The following is a 15,465-nucleotide window of genomic DNA, read 5'->3' as shown; positions in this document are numbered from 1 at the left end:
CAACAGCCCCCCGCCGCCGCCCGCGCCGCTGGCCGCCGGTCCCATGGTGCGGCGCACGGCGACCGGCCACGCGCAGGCGCTGGCGGCCGTGACCATCCTGTGCGTCGGCGCGATCGTCAACGCCGTGGCGCTGTCGCCGTTCACGATCGCGATCATCGTCGTCGGCTACCTGCTGGCGCTGACGTCGTACTCGTTCACCCCCGGCGAGAAGCGGTTCGCCCTGATCGGCGTCCCGATCGCCGCGTTCGTGTTCTACGCCTTCGGCCTGTTCCTGGCCCGCGGCCGCTCCACCGGCCACGACAACCCGCTGAACTCCAGCCAGACCTGGCAAGCGGCCAAGGACGGGTTCACGGCCGTGCCCACGATGTTGGGCCTGCTCGGGGCGCTCTACCTGCTCTGGCGCCTGTTCAAGGCGGTCGCTAAGTCGGGCTGACCCCGGCCCGGCCCCGGTAGTGCGCCGGGGACACCTCCCCGCGCAGAGAGCCGAACGCGACCTCGGCGGCCGACTCCCGGTCCAGGCGGCCGTGGTAGGTCCCGTCGGGCAGGCAGACCATGTTCGCCGCGAACTGGTCGCCGCCCAAGTGCGTGGTCTCCCACACCGGCAGCCCGCGCGCGGCCAGTTCCCGGGCGACCGGGGCACCGTAGCGGGCGCAGCACACGTCGCGTTTCCCGTGCGTGCACACCAGCAGGACCCGCTCCCGCACCGCCGAGCCGAACCCGGGCGGACCGCCCTCGGCCAACAGTGCGAGATCCAGTTTCTCGACGTCGCCGAGGTCTGAGGTGACCCGCCGCTCCAGCCAGCGCGCGCCGAGCGGTCCGCCCGCGACGAAGACCACCCGGTCCCCCGTCACGACCCGGCCCTCGCGGTCCGGACGCCGGATCAGCTGCGGACGCACGTCGTAGGCCGGAGCGGCGGTCAGCACTTCGATCGCCGAAGCGGGCAGGTCGGACGGCCAGCCGAGGGCCGGCCACGGCCCGGGGTGCTCCACGGCCAGCCAGGCCTTCGCCCGCGGCGGCGCGGTGTCCCGCAGCGGCTCACGCGCCGCCCGGCACAGCGCGGCACAGCCGCCGAGGGCGTAATCGCAGACGGACACGGGCAGGTCTCTCAGGGGGCGGGGTCACGACCGGCGCACGGGTCCCGCCGGAACCGGACGATCACCGCGGCTGGTCAGGGTAGCCTCACCTTACCCCGGGCACACCTCGTCCTACCCTCCGCGCCCTCCCCGCTCGCCCGAACCGGTGACAGTGCCAGCGACAGAGCCGCTGACAGAGCCCGTTGGCCGCACCCGGCGACCGCGACCGCGTCTAGCCCGGCCTACCCGAACGCGTCGTTCAGTACCCTGCGCAACACCCCGCCGACCGCGAGATACACCACGGTCGCCAGGCCGTAGTTCAGGAACACGTTGAGCTTCGGGCTCTTGGGGGTGAACAGGTCCTTGAACCACGTCGCGAAGAAACCGGCCCAGTCGGAGTCGGTCTTGACGATGTCGTTCTGCCCGTTGGCGCCGATCAGGACGAAGACGATGTACCCGACCAGGATGATCGCGATGACGACGACGGCCACGAAGACGAGGTCTCCGGCCGCCCGTTTGCCTCCTGCTCCAGCCATGGGTCCCCGATGCCCGCGCCGGCCCGGGGAAAACGTGTTCGCATATACCCTTATCGCATGATCACCGCACCGCTGACCGTCGGCTTCGACCTCGACATGACCCTGATCGACTCCCGGCCCGGCATCCACGCCACGATGACCGAGCTGTCCCGGGTCACCGGCCGGTACATCGACGCCGACGCCGCGGTCACCCGGCTCGGGCCGCCGCTGGAGGAAGAGCTGGTGCGCTGGTTCCCGGCCGAGGACATCGCCGCCGCCGGCGATCGGTACCGGGAGCTCTATCCGGAGTTCGCGATCAAGCCGACGCCGGCCCTGCCCGGCGCCGCCGAGGCGTTCGCCGCGATCCACGACCGGGGCGGGAAGGTCATGGTGGTGACCGCGAAGTACGGCCCCAACGCGGCCCTGCACCTGGACCACCTCGGCCTGGCCCCGGACGTCCTGGTCGGCTGGCACTGGGGCCCGAAGAAGGGCGAGGCGCTGCGCGAGCACGGCGCGTCGGTCTACGTCGGCGACCACATCGGGGACATCCAGGGCGCGCGGGCGGCCGGCGCGGTGGCGGTCTCGGTGGCCACCGGACCGATCAGCGCCGCCGACCTCGCGGCGGCCGGAACCGATGTCGTGCTCACCGATCTGCGGGGTTTCCCGGCCTGGCTGGACGGGTACTTGGCCGCCTGATCGGCACCGGTGTCCCGCACCCGGCGCCCGGCCTCGGCGAGCCCGTCCCCACCGGCTCCCGAGCCCCGGCTCCCGCTCTGGGATATCCCTGCCCAAGGTGGTCGTTTCCTGGTTACGCTTACCCCGCAAGAGTGAATCACCACGACGACAAGCAGACGCGAGGGTCCCACCGTGCCTACCGGCAAGATCAAGTGGTACGACACCGAAAAGGGTTTCGGCTTCATCACCCGTGACGACGGGCCCGACGTGTTCATGCACTCCTCCGCCCTGCCCGCGGACACCGCGGAGCTCAAGAGCGGCCAGCGGGTGGAGTTCGGGGTGGCGGCCGGCAAGCGCGGCGACACCGCGATCGGCGTGAAGCTGCTGGAGACCCGGCCGAGCGTGGAGGCCGCGGTCGCGGCCCGCGACCGGAAGCCGGCCGAGGACATGGTGGTCATCGTCGAGGACGTGATGAAACTGCTCGACGGGATGTCCGAGACCTTCCGCCGGGGCAAGTACCCGGACAAGGCCACCTCGCGCAAACTCGCCGGGGTACTGCGGGCGGTCGCCGACCAGTTGGAGAGCTGAGCTCGGCGAGGTGAGCTCGGCGGGCTGACCTTGGCAAGGTGGGCTCGGGGGCTGAGCTTGGCAAGGTGGGCTCGGGGAGCCGAGCCCACCGAGCAGGCCACCACATGGTGAACGGCTATGCCGGTCCCGGCGCACGCCTCGCATAATCACTTCCATGAGCGCTGATCGGAACATTGCCCGGGTAACCGCCACAGCTGCCGTCCACGCTGGACGAACCGCCACGAACCCGACTCCGCCGATCGACCTGTCGGCGACCTACTACCTGCCCGGCGTCGACGCCGGCGGCGAGAGCTACGAATCGCTCGTCGCCGGCGGCCCGCCGACCGCCGAGGGCGGCCTGGTCTACCAGCGGATGTGGAACCCGACCACGGCCGGGTTCGAGAAGGCGCTGGCCGAGCTGGAGGGCCTGCCCGAGGCGGTGTCGTTCGCCAGCGGGATGGCCGCCATCACCGCCTGCCTGCTGGCCGCGACCGCCACGGCCGGGGCTGGGGCTGGGGCCGCGGGCAAGCGGCACGTCGTGGCCCTGCGGCCGATCTACGGCGGCACCGACGGCCTGCTCACCAAGGGCACCCTGGGCACCGAGGTGACCTGGGTCCAGGGCCCCGCGGACATCGCCCCGGCGCTGGCCGCCCGCCCGGACACGGCGCTGGTCGTGGTCGAGACCCCGGCCAACCCGACCGCGCGGCTGCTGGACCTGGACGCGGTCGCCGAGGCCTGCGGCGACGTGCCCTACCTGGTGGACTCCACCTTCGCGACCCCGGTGCTGCAACAGCCGGCCCGGCACGGCGCGACGCTGGTCGTGCACAGCGCCACCAAGTACCTCGGCGGGCACTGCGACGTGCTCGGCGGCGTGGTCGCCACCACGCCGGAGTGGGCGGCGCGGCTGCGGGACATCCGGGTGCAGACCGGCGGCCTGCTGCACCCGATCGCCGGCTACCTGCTGCACCGCGGGCTTCAGACGCTGCCGCTGCGGGTGAAGCGCTCGTCGGAGACCGCGGGGACGATCGCGACGTGGCTGGCCGCGCACCCGGCCGTGGAGCGCGTGCACTACCCCGGGCTGCCCGGCGGCGACCCGGACGGGCTGATCGGCCCGGACAAGCAGATGCTGCTGCCCGGCGCGATGCTCTCGTTCGAGATGCGCGGCGGCTATGACGCGGCGGCCACGGTGGCCGAGAACGTCCGGCTGATCCTGCACGCGGCCTCGCTCGGCGGCGCCGAGTCGCTGATCACCCACCCGGCCTCGCTGAGCCACCGGCACGTCGCGCCGGACGCCCGGCCGGACGCCGGGCTGCTGCGGTTCTCGGTGGGGCTGGAGGACGCCGAGGACCTGATCGAGGACCTCGATTCGGCGTTCGCAAAGATCTGATGTGTTCGGCTGTGATGCGCCGACCAGGTGGATAGCGCGGACAGACATGGTGGGGAAACGTTCCAGGTGATAGTTCTTCCAGGGTGTTCGACAGCAAGCTCTTCCTCTCGGCTTACATCACCCTGTTCGTCATCATGGACCCACCGGGGACGCTGCCGATCTTCCTGGCGCTGACCAACGGCCGCAGCAAGGCACAGCGCACCAGGGCCGCGTGGCAGGCGGCCCTGGTGGCGTTCTGCGTGATCTGCGTGTTCGCGCTGTTCGGCCAGCAGATCCTGGACTACCTCGGCGTCACGCTGCCCGCGCTCCAGGGCTCCGGCGGACTGCTGCTCCTGCTGATCGCCCTGGAACTGCTGACCGGCCGCAGCGAGGAGCCGTCGCACTCCAACGAGTCGGTGAACGTCGCCCTGGTGCCGCTGGGCACACCCCTGCTCGCCGGACCCGGCGCGATCGTCGCGGTGATGGTGTTCGCCAAGGCCACCGACCACCACTGGTCCGGCATCCTCGCGGTCGGGGCGGCGATCGTGGCGATCCACATCACGCTGTGGCTCACCATGCGCTTCTCGGTGCAGGTGATCCGGATCATCAAGGACTCGGGGGTGACGCTGGTGACGCGGATCGCCGGTCTGCTGCTGTCCGCGATCGCGGTGCAGATGGTCGCCGACGCGGTGCGTGCCTTCGTGAAGGCCGGGTGACCTAGGATTTTTCCGTGAGCTTCGGACAACAATTCCTCGACCAAGTCGACGCCTCGGCGCAGGACTTCACCTTCCCCTTCCTGGACCACGGCTTCTACTACGCGGTAGACGTCCGCCTGCACGTCTACCGCGACGAGAAGCACTGGGCCGTGGTCTTCGAGACGGTCGGCTTCAACCCGAAGGCGCGCAGCGTCACCGACGCCCTGACCGGCTACGGCGTCCGCGGCGGCAGCCAGCTGAACCGGGTGGAGAACATCGCGGACCTGATCGACGACGACGAGAACTACATCGGCGGCGTCCCGATCCGGGTCCGCGGCCGGGACCTCCCGGTCCAGGCGTCACCCGGCGAGTACTTCGCCGAAGTGGTCCGCGAACTGGTGCCCGAGCACCGCGACCTGCTCCTGGCCGACGAATCCGAACTCCGCGCCCTGATCCCGCCGGACCTGCCGGAGATCCTGCGCCTGGAGGCCTGGCACCACCCCGACGTGCTGGTCGAGCGCCCGAGCCGGGAGGAGACGTTCCAGCTGATCGCCAAGGTGCTGGACAGCGGGAACGCGCACGATTACCGGCCGTCTCAGGCGCCGAACACGCACTGGTCGAACTGGCCGGAGTCGGGGAACGCGTAACCGGGAACGCGTAACCGGGAAGGTTTAGCCGGCAACGGGTCCGGCGGCGTGACGGCCGCCGAACCCGCCCCCGCCATCACGCGGCAGCCGTGACCGGCTTCCGCTCCGTGCCGACAGCGTTCGGGGCCTGATGCGCCGCGGCCGCCGCCAGCGCCGCCCGCATCGCCTTCGCCCCCGGCAGGAACGCCGCCGTCACCAGCGTCACCGCCGTGCAGCCCAGCGCCCACCAGAAGGTGGCGCTGTAGGCCGAGGCGACGTGCGCGGGCGTCACTGCCCGGCCGGCCAGGCCGCGTACCAGGATCACCGCCAGGACCGCGGTGCCGATCGAGCCGCCGACCCGGTTCAGGATGTTGAAGGTGGTCGTCGCCTGCGGGATCGACTCGCGGCGCAGGGTCGAATAGCCGGCCGCGATCAGCGGGGCCATCACCAGGCCCAGGCCCAGCCCCCGCAGGAACAGCGGCGCCATCAGCGCGGCCGCCGACGTTCCGGCTCCCACCATCGCGAACGGCAGCGTCGCCGCCGTCGCCACCGCGGTCCCGGTCAGCACCAGCACCCGCGGGCCGGTGCGGTTGGTCAGCCGGCCGGCCGCGAAGGTCGAGATCGCGGTCCCGAGCCCTTGCGGGGCCAGAGCCAGACCGGCTCGCAGCGCCGAAACGCCGTGCGCCTGCTGGAAGTACAGCGGCAGCAGGAACATCGCGCCGAACAGGGTCGCGCCCATCAGCGCGGCGTTGAGCATCGCGACGGCGAACGCCCGGTCGCCGAACAGGCGCAGGTCCACCAGCGGTTGGATCTTGGTGCGCAGGCTGTAGAACACGAACACCGTCACCAGCAGCAGACCGCCGAGCACCGGCCCCCACGCGGCCGGCGAGGAGAAGCCGCCGTGGTCGCCGGCCGCCGAGCAGCCGTAGACCAGTGCCGCCAGTCCCGGGGAGATCAGGGCGAAGCCCCGGAGGTCGAAGCGTGCCGCATCGGCTGCCGGGCCGGCGCTGCCCGCGGCTCCGACCGAGGCCGGCACCCAGCGCCGGACCAGGACGATGCCGGCCAGGCCGATCGGCACGTTGATGAAGAAGATCCAGCGCCAGCCCCACTCGGCCAGCAGCACTCCGCCGACCGCCGGGCCCAGCACCGGCAGCAGCGCCATCGGCACCGACATCACGGCCATCACCCGGGCCATGTGCCGCGGGCCGACGTTGCGGCCGAGCAGCGCCTGGCCGACCGGCTGGATCAGGCCGCCGCCGAGCGCCTGGAGCACGCGGAAGGCGATCAGGCTCGGGATCGACCAGGCGGCGCCGCACAGCACGGAGCCGACCAGGAACGCGGTCACCGAGAGCAGCCACACCCGGCGCCCGCCGAACCGGCCCATGGCCCAGCCGGCCAGCGGGACCACCACGGACATGGTGAGCAGATAGGCCGTGGACACCCAGGCCACGGCGGACAGCGGCGAGCCGAAGCGCTCGGCGAGGGTACGGGTCGCGACCGCGACCACGGTGGCGTCGAGCATCGCCATGGCGGCCCCGAGGACCAGCGCGGAGCCGATCTTCAGGTACTCGCGGGGCAGCCGGTCGCCGGACGGCTGAGGGTTCATCGTTCCTCCCCGATAGCTGGACTAGTGAGTCCATATTTTTAGACTCAGTAGTCCAAGAGATTAGACTGAGGAGTCCAAACCCGCAACGGACTTCCGAGCGAGGAGAATGACCGCATGACCGCGACCGCCAAGGAGCCCCGAGCGCACCAGGAATCCCAGGAACCCCAAGAGCCCCAGGGCAACCCGAGGAAGCGCCGGGCGATCCTGAACGCCGCCGGCACGGTGTTCCTGCGCGACGGCTTCACCCGCGCCGGCATCGACGCGATCGCGGCCGAGGCGAAGGTCTCCAAGCAGACCGTCTACAACCACTTCGGGGACAAAGAGCGCCTGTTCATGGCGATGACCGACGACGTGCAGGACCGCACCGTCGCGCACGTCATGGAACTGATGGACCGCGATTTCCCGGACCCCTCGAAGCTCACCGGCCCCGAAGACCTGCGCGCGGCCCTACTGCAACTGGCCGGCGAGTGGATCCGCGTGGTCTACACCGGCCCGCTGGTGGCCCTGCGCAAGCTGGTCGACGCCGAGTCCGAGCACCACCCCTACCTCCAGCAGCGCTGGTTCACCAACGGCCCGAGCCGCACCATGCCGCGCCTGAACCGGCTGCTGTCCGCACTGGCCCGCGCCGGGCTGCTGGACGTGCCCGCCGAAGTGCTGGACGTCCCGGACCTGCTGGCGTATCAGCTCACGGCGATGGCCGGCTCGGCGGTGCGGCGGATCGAACCGGGCGTGGATTTCGAGGCCGAGTTCCAGCGCCGGGTCGCGCAGGGCGTGGACTTCTTCCTCAGGGCTTACGCGCCGCGCTGAACGCCACGCCCATGGCGCCGCAGGGCAGGCAGGCCGACAAGCAGGGCTTGCAGGGCTTGCAGGGCAAAGCAAAACCTGACGCAGGGCAGCAGGACAGCAGTGCGACAGGGCACTGCGATGGAGCCGGAATCCCTTGCGAGCCCTACGGATGCTCCCCGATCGGCACCGCCACCGACCCGCCCAACGGACACGTCCACAGCGGCGCCCGCTGCCCCCGGGTGGCCATCATCGGATGCGCGTGGCTGGGCAGGCACGGCGGCCACTCGATGAGCCGGCCGCCGATCGACAGGTTGCCCTGCACCAGGCGCTGGGTCTGCGCGGCCAGATAGAGCGTGCGCGAGGCGGTGTCCAGGACCGACACCCCCAAGGTCAGCCGCCCCACCTTCACACCGGAGACGATCAGCACGGCGGTGGCGCCGGCCGCCGACTCGCCCGGGTTCGGGTCCTCCGTCAGCTGGCAGTCCAGACCCGCGGCTCGCAGGTCATGGGCCACCGGCTCGAAGGCCTCCAACAGGGACACGTCCACCCTGCACAGCGTAAGCGCCGAACCAGCAAATGCACAGACCCTTTGCACGTGCAAAGCAGCCCTTTGCTTCCGCCGGACCCCGTGCGGACCCGATACCCGGTCAGCGCACTGTTTCGGCGATGTCAGGGTTGGAATACTCCTGGGTGATCGAACCGTCACCAGAGGTTTCCGGGCCTGCGTTGTAACGGATCAGCAGCTCGGCGAATCCGGCCACGTCAGCGTCGCCCCAGCCGGCCAGCCGCTCGGCGACCGCGGCATGCCGGCTCTCGGTGACCTGCGCCAGGATGTCGGTCCCGGCCGGCGTCAGATGCAGCATCTGCGCGCGGTGGTCCTCCGGGGCGGGCCGGCGCTCCAGGAAGCCGAGCCGTTCAAGTGCCTGCACTTGGCGGCTTACCGTCGACTTGTCCAACCCGTAGCGCACGGCCAGATCCTTGGCCAGACAACCGCCGGAATCCTCCAGGTGCGCCAGCAATGTGTAGGAGACCAGAGTCAGCTCCGGGTGCAGCCGGCCGGCGAAGGCCCGCGCCCGGCGCGCGAAAACGGTCATCTCCCGTTGGATGGCGTCCACCGCCTCGCGGTGACGCGTCTCACTGTCGGTCACGGTCTCCACTCCCTCCGGGTAGTTGTATAGTACATCTATAGCTAGGTTGTAGTTAGCAACCAACAGCGGTCATTCGGAGGAAGAAGGCACCAGCCGATGAACCCGGCCACGAACCCGGCGACGAACCCGGTCCGGCAGCAGCCGAACGCGCAGGCGGCCTCGGTCCGCCACGTCCTCGTGCACCTGATCACCCCGCTCCTGATGTGCATCGGGATGGGGCTGGCCTACATGAGCGCGTTCATGGTCCCGCACCCGCACCACGTGAAGGTGGCCGTGATCGGCCAGGGCCCGCAGGTGGCGGCGGTCGCGCAGGCGATCCAGAGCAAGGCCGGCGACACGCTGACGGTCTCCACGCTGCCGAGCACCGACGCCGCCGTGTCCCGGCTGCACAGCCGCGATCTGGTCGGCGCGTTCGTCCCGGACCCGGCGAAGCCGCAGCTGTACATAGCCGAGGGGAACAGCGACTCCTCGGCCACCGTCGCCGCCAAGGTCTTCACCACCGTCGCCGCGCTGGAGAACAAGCCGCTGGCCGTCACCGACGTCGCCCCGACCACCGCCGACGACCCGACCAACTCAGGGCCCTTCTTCCTGATGATCGCGGTGAGCATCGGGTCCTACAGCGCGGTCGCCGCGATCGGCGCTGGCGCCACCGGCTGGTCACTCAAGCGCAAGACCGCGCTGGCGCTGGGCACCGCGACCGCGGTCAGCCTGATCGGTGCGGCGCTAGCCGGCCCGGTCTTCCACCTCGCGCACCACAGCCTGGCCGGGGTGTGGGCTCTGGCCTGGCTCTACTCGGCGGCGATCCTGTTGATCGGCGTGGGCCTGCACCCGTTCCTGAAGCGGTGGACCACGCTGGTGATGATGGTGCTGTTCGTGATGCTGAACTTCACCAGTTCCGGCGGGCTGTTCCAGCCCGAGTTGCAGGACGGCTTCTTCGGCGGGCTGCACGCCTTCTGGAACGGCGCCGGCCTCGTCGAGGGCGTGCGGAGCCTGCTGTACTTCGGCGGGACCGGCTTGGCCCGGCACGCCTGGACGCTCCTCGGCTGGGTCGGCGTGGGGGCGCTGACGGTCGGCGCGGCGGCGCTGGCCGAGCGGCGGAACCGGGTGTCCGAGAGCGAGACCGAGGCCGAGGCGGAAGCGGAGTTGGAAGAACTCGTCGCGGTCTGAGTCCGAGCGCTCTCACTCCCCCGATTTATCAAGCTGGTGGGTCGTTTTCGACCCGCCAGCTTTTATCGTTTTATCGATGAACGATCCATGAGATCTTGTCGGAATGGACGCGCCTGAGATCTCGATCATCCCCAAGCCCTTTCACGTACAGGTCGGGACCGGACAGCTGATGTTCGGCTCCGACGTCGTCGTCGACCTCCAGGAGGGCCGGCCCGAGCTGGGCCCCGACGGCTACCGGCTGACCGTCACCGATGAGGGCGTCACCTTCCAGATCTCCTCGCCCACCGGCCTGTTCCACGCCGAGCAGACCCTGAAGCAGCTGCTGCCGCCCGGCGCGCTGCGCAGCAACGGCGGCGACCAGTCCTGGCCGATCCCGCACGTGGACATCATCGACCTGCCGCGCTTCCGCTGGCGCGGCGCGATGCTGGACGTGGCCCGGCACTTCCTGCCCAAGCGCGACGTGCTGCGCTTCCTGGACCTGATGGCCTTCCACAAGCTGAACGTCCTGCACTTCCACCTGACCGAGGACCAGGGCTGGCGGATCGAGATCAAGCGCTACCCGAAGCTCACCGAGGTCGGCGGCTGGCGCCGGGAGACGTTGGGCGACGGCAAGCCGCACGGCGGCTTCTACACCCAGGACGACATCCGCGAGATCGTGGACTACGCCGCCGAGCGGCACATCACGATCGTCCCGGAGATCGACATCCCCGGGCACTCCACGGCCGCCATCGCCGCCTACCCGGAGTTGGGCAACCAGGACGTGCCGAGCGCGCGGCAGCCGCGCGAGGTGTGGACCCGGTTCGGGATCGCCAAGTCGGTGCTGAACGTCGAGGACGCGACCGTCGAGTTCTACAAGAACGTCATGGACGAGGTCTGCGACCTGTTCCCCGGCGAGTTCGTCTGCCTGGGCGGCGACGAGTGCCCCAAGGACGAGTGGCGGGCCAGCGCGCGGGCCCAGGAGCGCAAGGCCGAACTCGGGCTGAAGACCGAAGAGGACCTGCAGGCCTGGTTCATGCACCAGGTGAGCGAGCACGTCGCGGACAAGGGCCGCAAACTGCTGGGCTGGGACGAGATCCTGGAAGGCGAGCTGTTCCCGGGCACCGTGGTGTCGTCCTGGCGCGGCACCGACGGCGCGGTCGAGGCGGCCCGGCGCGGGCACGACACCCTGACCAGCCCGACGAACTGGGTCTACTTCGACTACCGGCAGTCCGACGCGGAAGGCGAGCCGGGCGCGCCGTTCGCCGCGCCGACGTCGCTGGAGCAGGCGTACAGCTTCGAGCCGGTGCCCGAGGGGATGCCCGAAGAACTCGTCGGACACGTGATCGGCTCCGAGGCCACGCTGTGGAGCGAGTACATCCCGGACGCCCGCGTCCACGACTACCAGGCCTGGCCGCGGCTGGCGGCGTTCAGCGAGACGGTGTGGTCGGCGCCGGGACGGGAGTTCGCGGAGTTCCGGACGCGGCTGGAGAAGCACCTGGAGCGGCTGGACGCGCTCGGGGTGGAGTACCGGCCGCTGGACGGGCCGCATCCCTGGCAGAAGCAGCCGGCGCCGGACCGGAAGCCGGACGGGGACGGCGCCGAATAGTCCGCGCGGCGAACGTCGAACCCTGAGATCTCCCCGGCGCCCTTCGGTGGGGCGCCGGGGAGATTCTGTTCTCGCTTCTCGCTTCCCGCTTGTCGCTTCCCGCTTCCCGCTTGTCTTGTCGCTTCCCGCTTCCCGCTTGTCGCTTCCCGCTTGTCGCCTCTCGCTTGTCGCCTCTCGCTTAGTTCGGTGAGCGAGCCAGCCGACTCCGGTCGGTGACACCTCCGTCACCTGCCGGAAAACCCTTGACCATCTTGATATCGGCGGGCATGGTGTCCAGAAAGCGGGAAAGCGCTTACCCAACGCGCCGAGGAGCGATATGAGCGAGGTCATCGGAGCGCGGCAGCCGGACGCCGAGGAGACAGGCCGCGCGGCGGGGGGCCCGCGGCCGGCCTTCACCGGGAGCTACCAGAAACTGTGGCTGCTCCTGCTGTTCGGCTGGCTGGTCAGCTACGCCGACCGCACCGTCACCGGGCCCGTCGTGGCGTGGATGATCCACGACAAGGGCGGCTTCATCGGCAGCTCGGCCCATCCGGCGGCGCTCGGCGGGCTGATCGGGTCGATGTTCTTCACCGGCTACATGCTCACGCAGTACGCGGGCGGGCGGCTCGGCGACCGGTACGGGCACCGCGAGATGCTGGTGCTCTCGCTGCTGTGGGCCGGGGTGCTGACGCTGGTCTCGGGGCTGGCCACCGGGCTGGTGGTGTTCGTGGTGGCCCGCGTGCTGACCGGGCTGGGCGAGGGCGTCTTCTACTCCAACGACCGGGTGCTGGTCATCGAGCACACGCCGCCGCGCCGCCGGACCATAGGGCTCGGCGTCGCCGTCTCCGGCCTGTCCATCGGCCTGACCATCGCCACGATCGCCACCCCCTACATGATCGACTGGGGCAAGTCGGCGGGCTTCGGCGCCCGGGCCTGGAGCATGCCGCTGTACCTGTTCGGCGCGTTCTCGCTGCTGGTCGGCGTCGCCACCTGGCTGTTCTTCCGGGCCCGGGGCGACCGGCCGCTGCGCCTGGGGCCGCCGCTGCTGCGGCTGATCGGCTACTCGGTGCCGTGCGCGGCCGCGATCACCGCGCTGTACCTGATCTCGGACAAGGCCGGGTGGACCGCGTGGGAGACCGCGATCGGGTCCGGGGTGCTGGCCGCGGTGATGATCGCGTTCGTGGTGCGGGACCTGACCCGGACCGGCCGGGCCAAGACCCTGCTGACCAGGGACTTGTGGCTGCTCTACATCGCGTTCATCGCGGTGATGTGGAACCTGTGGTTCTTCTCCTACTGGTCGGTGGAGATCGTCTCGGAGGCCGCGCACAGCAGCCTGACGTCCGCGGCGCTGACCGCCGCGTTCAACGCCGGGGCCGGGATCATCGGCTTCCCGGTCGGCGGGTGGATCGCCGACCGGCGGGTGCGGGCCGGCAAGGGGCGCAAGCCGCTGGCGATCACCTGCGCCGTGGTGCACACCGTGCTGGCCGTCGCGTTCGGCATCTCGTTGCAGGCCGGGCACCCCTCGCTGCTGCTGCTCGGGCTGATCCTGTTCACCTCGGGCCTGTTCTTCAACGCGCTCCAGCCGATCGTCCACAGCATCCTGGGCGACCAGGTGCCGGACGCCGACCGGGGCGCGGTGTTCGGGGTGTTCAACCTGATCGCCGAGATCGGCGCGGTGGCCAGCCCGGTGGTCAGCGGCGTGCTGCGGGACTCCACCGGCAGCTGGGCACCCGGGGTGTATACCGCCGCCGGAATCATGGCGGTCTCGGTGCCGTTGTACGCACTGGTCCGGGAACGGATACCGGGCGTGGCCCGGACGTGACCGGCGTCGCCGACCGGGAGCAGAGCCGTCCACACCGGATGTGTGGTGCTGCGGACCGCCGCGATGAGCGACACTAGAAGGATGCCCGTCGCCCGACCCCAGCGCCGCGCCCGGAGGTATGCGTGACCTGCTTGATCGTCCAGTCCGACAAGACCCTCCTGCTCGAGATCGACCACCCGCAGGCCGAGGAGTGCCGCCGGGACATCGCCCCGTTCGCCGAGCTGGAGCGCTCACCCGAGCACATCCACACCTACCGCATCACCCCGCTGGCCCTGTGGAACGCCCGCGCCGCAGGCCACGACGCCGAGCAGGTCATCGACGCCCTGCTGCGCCACACCCGCTACCCGGTGCCGCACTCACTGCTGGTCGACATCGCCGACACCATGGACCGCTACGGCCGCCTGCGGCTGCTCCAGCACCCGACGCACGGCTTGGTCCTGGAGACCACCGACGTTCCGGTGCTGGAGGAAGTGATCCGACACAAGAAGGTGCAGCCGCTGATCGGCGCCCGCGTCGACGAGCACACCATCAAGGTCCACCCCTCCGAGCGCGGGACCCTCAAACAGGTCCTGCTCAAGGTCGGCTGGCCGGCCGAGGACCTGGCCGGCTACGTGGACGGCGAACGCCACGACATCGCACTGCGCGAGGACGGCTGGACCCTGCGCCCGTACCAGAAGGAGGCCGCCGAGGGCTTCCGGCACGGCGGCTCCGGCGTGATCGTCCTGCCCTGCGGCGCGGGCAAGACCATCGTCGGCGCGGCGGCGATGGCCGGCGTGGCGGCCACGACGCTGATCCTGGTCACCAACACGGTGAGCGTCCACCAGTGGCGCCGGGAACTACTGAAGCGAACCACCCTGACCGACGAGGAGATCGGCGAGTATTCAGGCGCCCGCAAGGAGATCCGCCCGGTCACCATCGCCACCTACCAGGTCCTCACCCGCAAGACGAAGGGCGTCTACGCCAACCTGGAACTGTTCGACGCCCGCGACTGGGGCCTGATCGTCTACGACGAGGTCCACCTCCTCCCGGCCCCGGTCTTCCGCTTCACCGCGGACATCCAATCCCGCCGCCGCCTGGGCCTGACCGCGACCCTGGTCCGCGAGGACGGCCTGGAAGGCGAGGTCTTCTCCCTGATCGGCCCCAAGCGCTTCGACGCCCCCTGGAAGGACATCGAGGCCCAGGGCTACATCGCCCCGGCGGACTGCGTCGAGGTCCGCGTCACCCTCACCGACCACGAGCGCCTCCGCTACGCCAGCTCCGAACCGGAGGAGAAGTACCGCCTAGCCTCAACCACCGCCACCAAGGCAAAACTGGTCGAGGCCCTGGTGAAAAAGCACGCCGGCGAACCAACCCTGGTCATCGGCCAGTACCTGGAACAACTGGACGACCTAGGCGAGCGCCTAGGCGCGCCAGTCCTGAAGGGCACCACCCCGGTCAAGGAACGCGAACGCCTCTACGAGGGCTTCCGCACCGGCGAGATCCCCACCCTGGTGGTCTCGAAGGTGGCGAACTTCTCGGTGGACCTACCCGAGGCCAGCGTCGCCATCCAGGTCTCCGGCACATTCGGCTCCCGCCAGGAGGAGGCGCAACGGCTAGGCCGCGTGCTGCGCCCGAAGGCCGACGGGCGCGGCGCACGGTTCTACGCGGTGGTCTCGCGCGACACCGTGGACCAGGAGTACGCGGCGCACCGGCAGCGGTTCTTGGCGGAGCAGGGGTACGCGTATCGGATCGCCGATGCGGATGATGTGTTCGCTGGGAAGGACATCTGAGGGAGCGGCAGGGCAGCGGGCTTCCGCTGCCCTGTGCTGCGGTTTGTTAAAGGGCTTTTTACGGCCTTCGGTAATGGTTGTGCCGG

Annotated in this window: 16 protein-coding genes; 11 read left to right on the top strand and 5 right to left on the bottom strand. The window is 70.4% G+C overall.

From position 1 onward, the window contains the following. Positions 1-433: hypothetical protein (locus tag IZR01_RS40310; RefSeq protein ID WP_194926919.1), on the top strand; the 433-nt coding region annotated here is incomplete at its 5' end. Here IZR01_RS40310 and IZR01_RS53780 read toward each other — a convergent pair. Together IZR01_RS53780 and IZR01_RS40300 are read right to left on the bottom strand one after the other, a co-directional pair. Then, entirely contained in the window at positions 420-1,094 is a 675-nt protein-coding gene (locus tag IZR01_RS53780) for a ferredoxin family protein (protein WP_323746566.1), read from the bottom strand. The genes IZR01_RS40310 and IZR01_RS53780 overlap by 14 nt on opposite strands. A gap of 221 nt (positions 1,095-1,315) precedes the next feature. Then, positions 1,316-1,609 carry a hypothetical protein gene (locus IZR01_RS40300; protein WP_194897425.1) on the bottom strand — a complete coding sequence of 98 codons (294 nt, stop codon included), beginning with the start codon at positions 1,607-1,609 and terminating at the stop codon, positions 1,316-1,318. Between the two features lie 57 nt (positions 1,610-1,666). Here IZR01_RS40300 and IZR01_RS40295 point away from each other — a divergent pair, with 57 nt between their 5' ends. The 5 genes from IZR01_RS40295 to IZR01_RS40275 all read left to right on the top strand — a co-directional run bounded on the left by IZR01_RS40295 (position 1,667) and on the right by IZR01_RS40275 (position 5,538). After that, on the top strand, positions 1,667-2,284 hold the full coding sequence (locus tag IZR01_RS40295) for an HAD family hydrolase (RefSeq protein ID WP_194897426.1): 618 nt from the start codon (positions 1,667-1,669) through the stop codon (positions 2,282-2,284). 171 nt (positions 2,285-2,455) lie between these two features. Further along, positions 2,456-2,851, top strand: a complete 396-nt coding sequence (locus tag IZR01_RS54560; protein WP_194897427.1) for a cold-shock protein — start codon at positions 2,456-2,458, stop codon at positions 2,849-2,851. Between the two features lie 154 nt (positions 2,852-3,005). Then, positions 3,006-4,217 (top strand): trans-sulfuration enzyme family protein, encoded by a 1,212-nt coding sequence (locus IZR01_RS40285; protein ID WP_194926918.1) that lies wholly within the window; start codon positions 3,006-3,008, stop codon positions 4,215-4,217. Between the two features lie 83 nt (positions 4,218-4,300). Then, positions 4,301-4,912: a MarC family protein gene (locus IZR01_RS40280; RefSeq protein ID WP_194897429.1), complete on the top strand. Its 612-nt coding sequence runs from the start codon at positions 4,301-4,303 to the stop codon at positions 4,910-4,912. Between the two features lie 14 nt (positions 4,913-4,926). After that, positions 4,927-5,538: a DUF7003 family protein gene (locus IZR01_RS40275; RefSeq protein ID WP_194897430.1), complete on the top strand. Its 612-nt coding sequence runs from the start codon at positions 4,927-4,929 to the stop codon at positions 5,536-5,538. 76 nt (positions 5,539-5,614) lie between these two features. On the opposite strand, the gene IZR01_RS40270 is transcribed toward IZR01_RS40275, so the two are convergent. Next, positions 5,615-7,123: a DHA2 family efflux MFS transporter permease subunit gene (locus tag IZR01_RS40270; protein WP_194926917.1), complete on the bottom strand. Its 1,509-nt coding sequence runs from the start codon at positions 7,121-7,123 to the stop codon at positions 5,615-5,617. Positions 7,124-7,237: 114 nt separating this feature from the next. Here IZR01_RS40270 and IZR01_RS40265 point away from each other — a divergent pair, with 114 nt between their 5' ends. Further along, positions 7,238-7,930 (top strand): TetR/AcrR family transcriptional regulator, encoded by a 693-nt coding sequence (locus IZR01_RS40265; RefSeq protein WP_194926916.1) that lies wholly within the window; start codon positions 7,238-7,240, stop codon positions 7,928-7,930. Positions 7,931-8,072: 142 nt separating this feature from the next. On the opposite strand, the gene IZR01_RS40260 is transcribed toward IZR01_RS40265, so the two are convergent. Beyond that, positions 8,073-8,456, bottom strand: a complete 384-nt coding sequence (locus IZR01_RS40260) for a hypothetical protein (RefSeq protein ID WP_194897433.1) — start codon at positions 8,454-8,456, stop codon at positions 8,073-8,075. Positions 8,457-8,556: 100 nt separating this feature from the next. Beyond that, positions 8,557-9,003: a MarR family winged helix-turn-helix transcriptional regulator gene (locus IZR01_RS40255; protein WP_194926920.1), complete on the bottom strand. Its 447-nt coding sequence runs from the start codon at positions 9,001-9,003 to the stop codon at positions 8,557-8,559. 150 nt (positions 9,004-9,153) lie between these two features. Between IZR01_RS40255 and IZR01_RS40250 the strand changes: the two genes are divergently transcribed. The 4 genes from IZR01_RS40250 (at position 9,154) to IZR01_RS52715 (ending at position 15,379) form a co-directional block, all read left to right on the top strand. Further along, on the top strand, positions 9,154-10,224 hold the full coding sequence (locus IZR01_RS40250) for an ABC-2 transporter permease (protein ID WP_194926915.1): 1,071 nt from the start codon (positions 9,154-9,156) through the stop codon (positions 10,222-10,224). 103 nt (positions 10,225-10,327) lie between these two features. Beyond that, a complete protein-coding gene (locus IZR01_RS40245) occupies positions 10,328-11,809 on the top strand; it encodes a beta-N-acetylhexosaminidase (protein WP_194926914.1) in 1,482 nt (493 codons plus the stop codon). A 316-nt stretch (positions 11,810-12,125) separates the two neighbouring features. After that, complete coding sequence (locus tag IZR01_RS40240; RefSeq protein WP_194926913.1) at positions 12,126-13,610, top strand: MFS transporter; 1,485 nt, start codon at positions 12,126-12,128, stop codon at positions 13,608-13,610. 122 nt (positions 13,611-13,732) lie between these two features. Beyond that, the gene (locus IZR01_RS52715; protein WP_194897437.1) at positions 13,733-15,379 is read left to right on the top strand and encodes a DNA repair helicase XPB; all 1,647 of its coding nucleotides are present in this window, start codon (positions 13,733-13,735) and stop codon (positions 15,377-15,379) included. Positions 15,380-15,465 lie beyond the last annotated feature (86 nt).

The sequence above is a fragment of the Catenulispora pinisilvae genome, from assembly GCF_015356865.1.
GTDB lineage: Bacteria > Actinomycetota > Actinomycetes > Streptomycetales > Catenulisporaceae > Catenulispora > Catenulispora pinisilvae.
The sequence above is the reverse complement of the archived record's forward strand: the minus strand, read 5'-3'. Positions and strand labels throughout refer to the sequence as shown.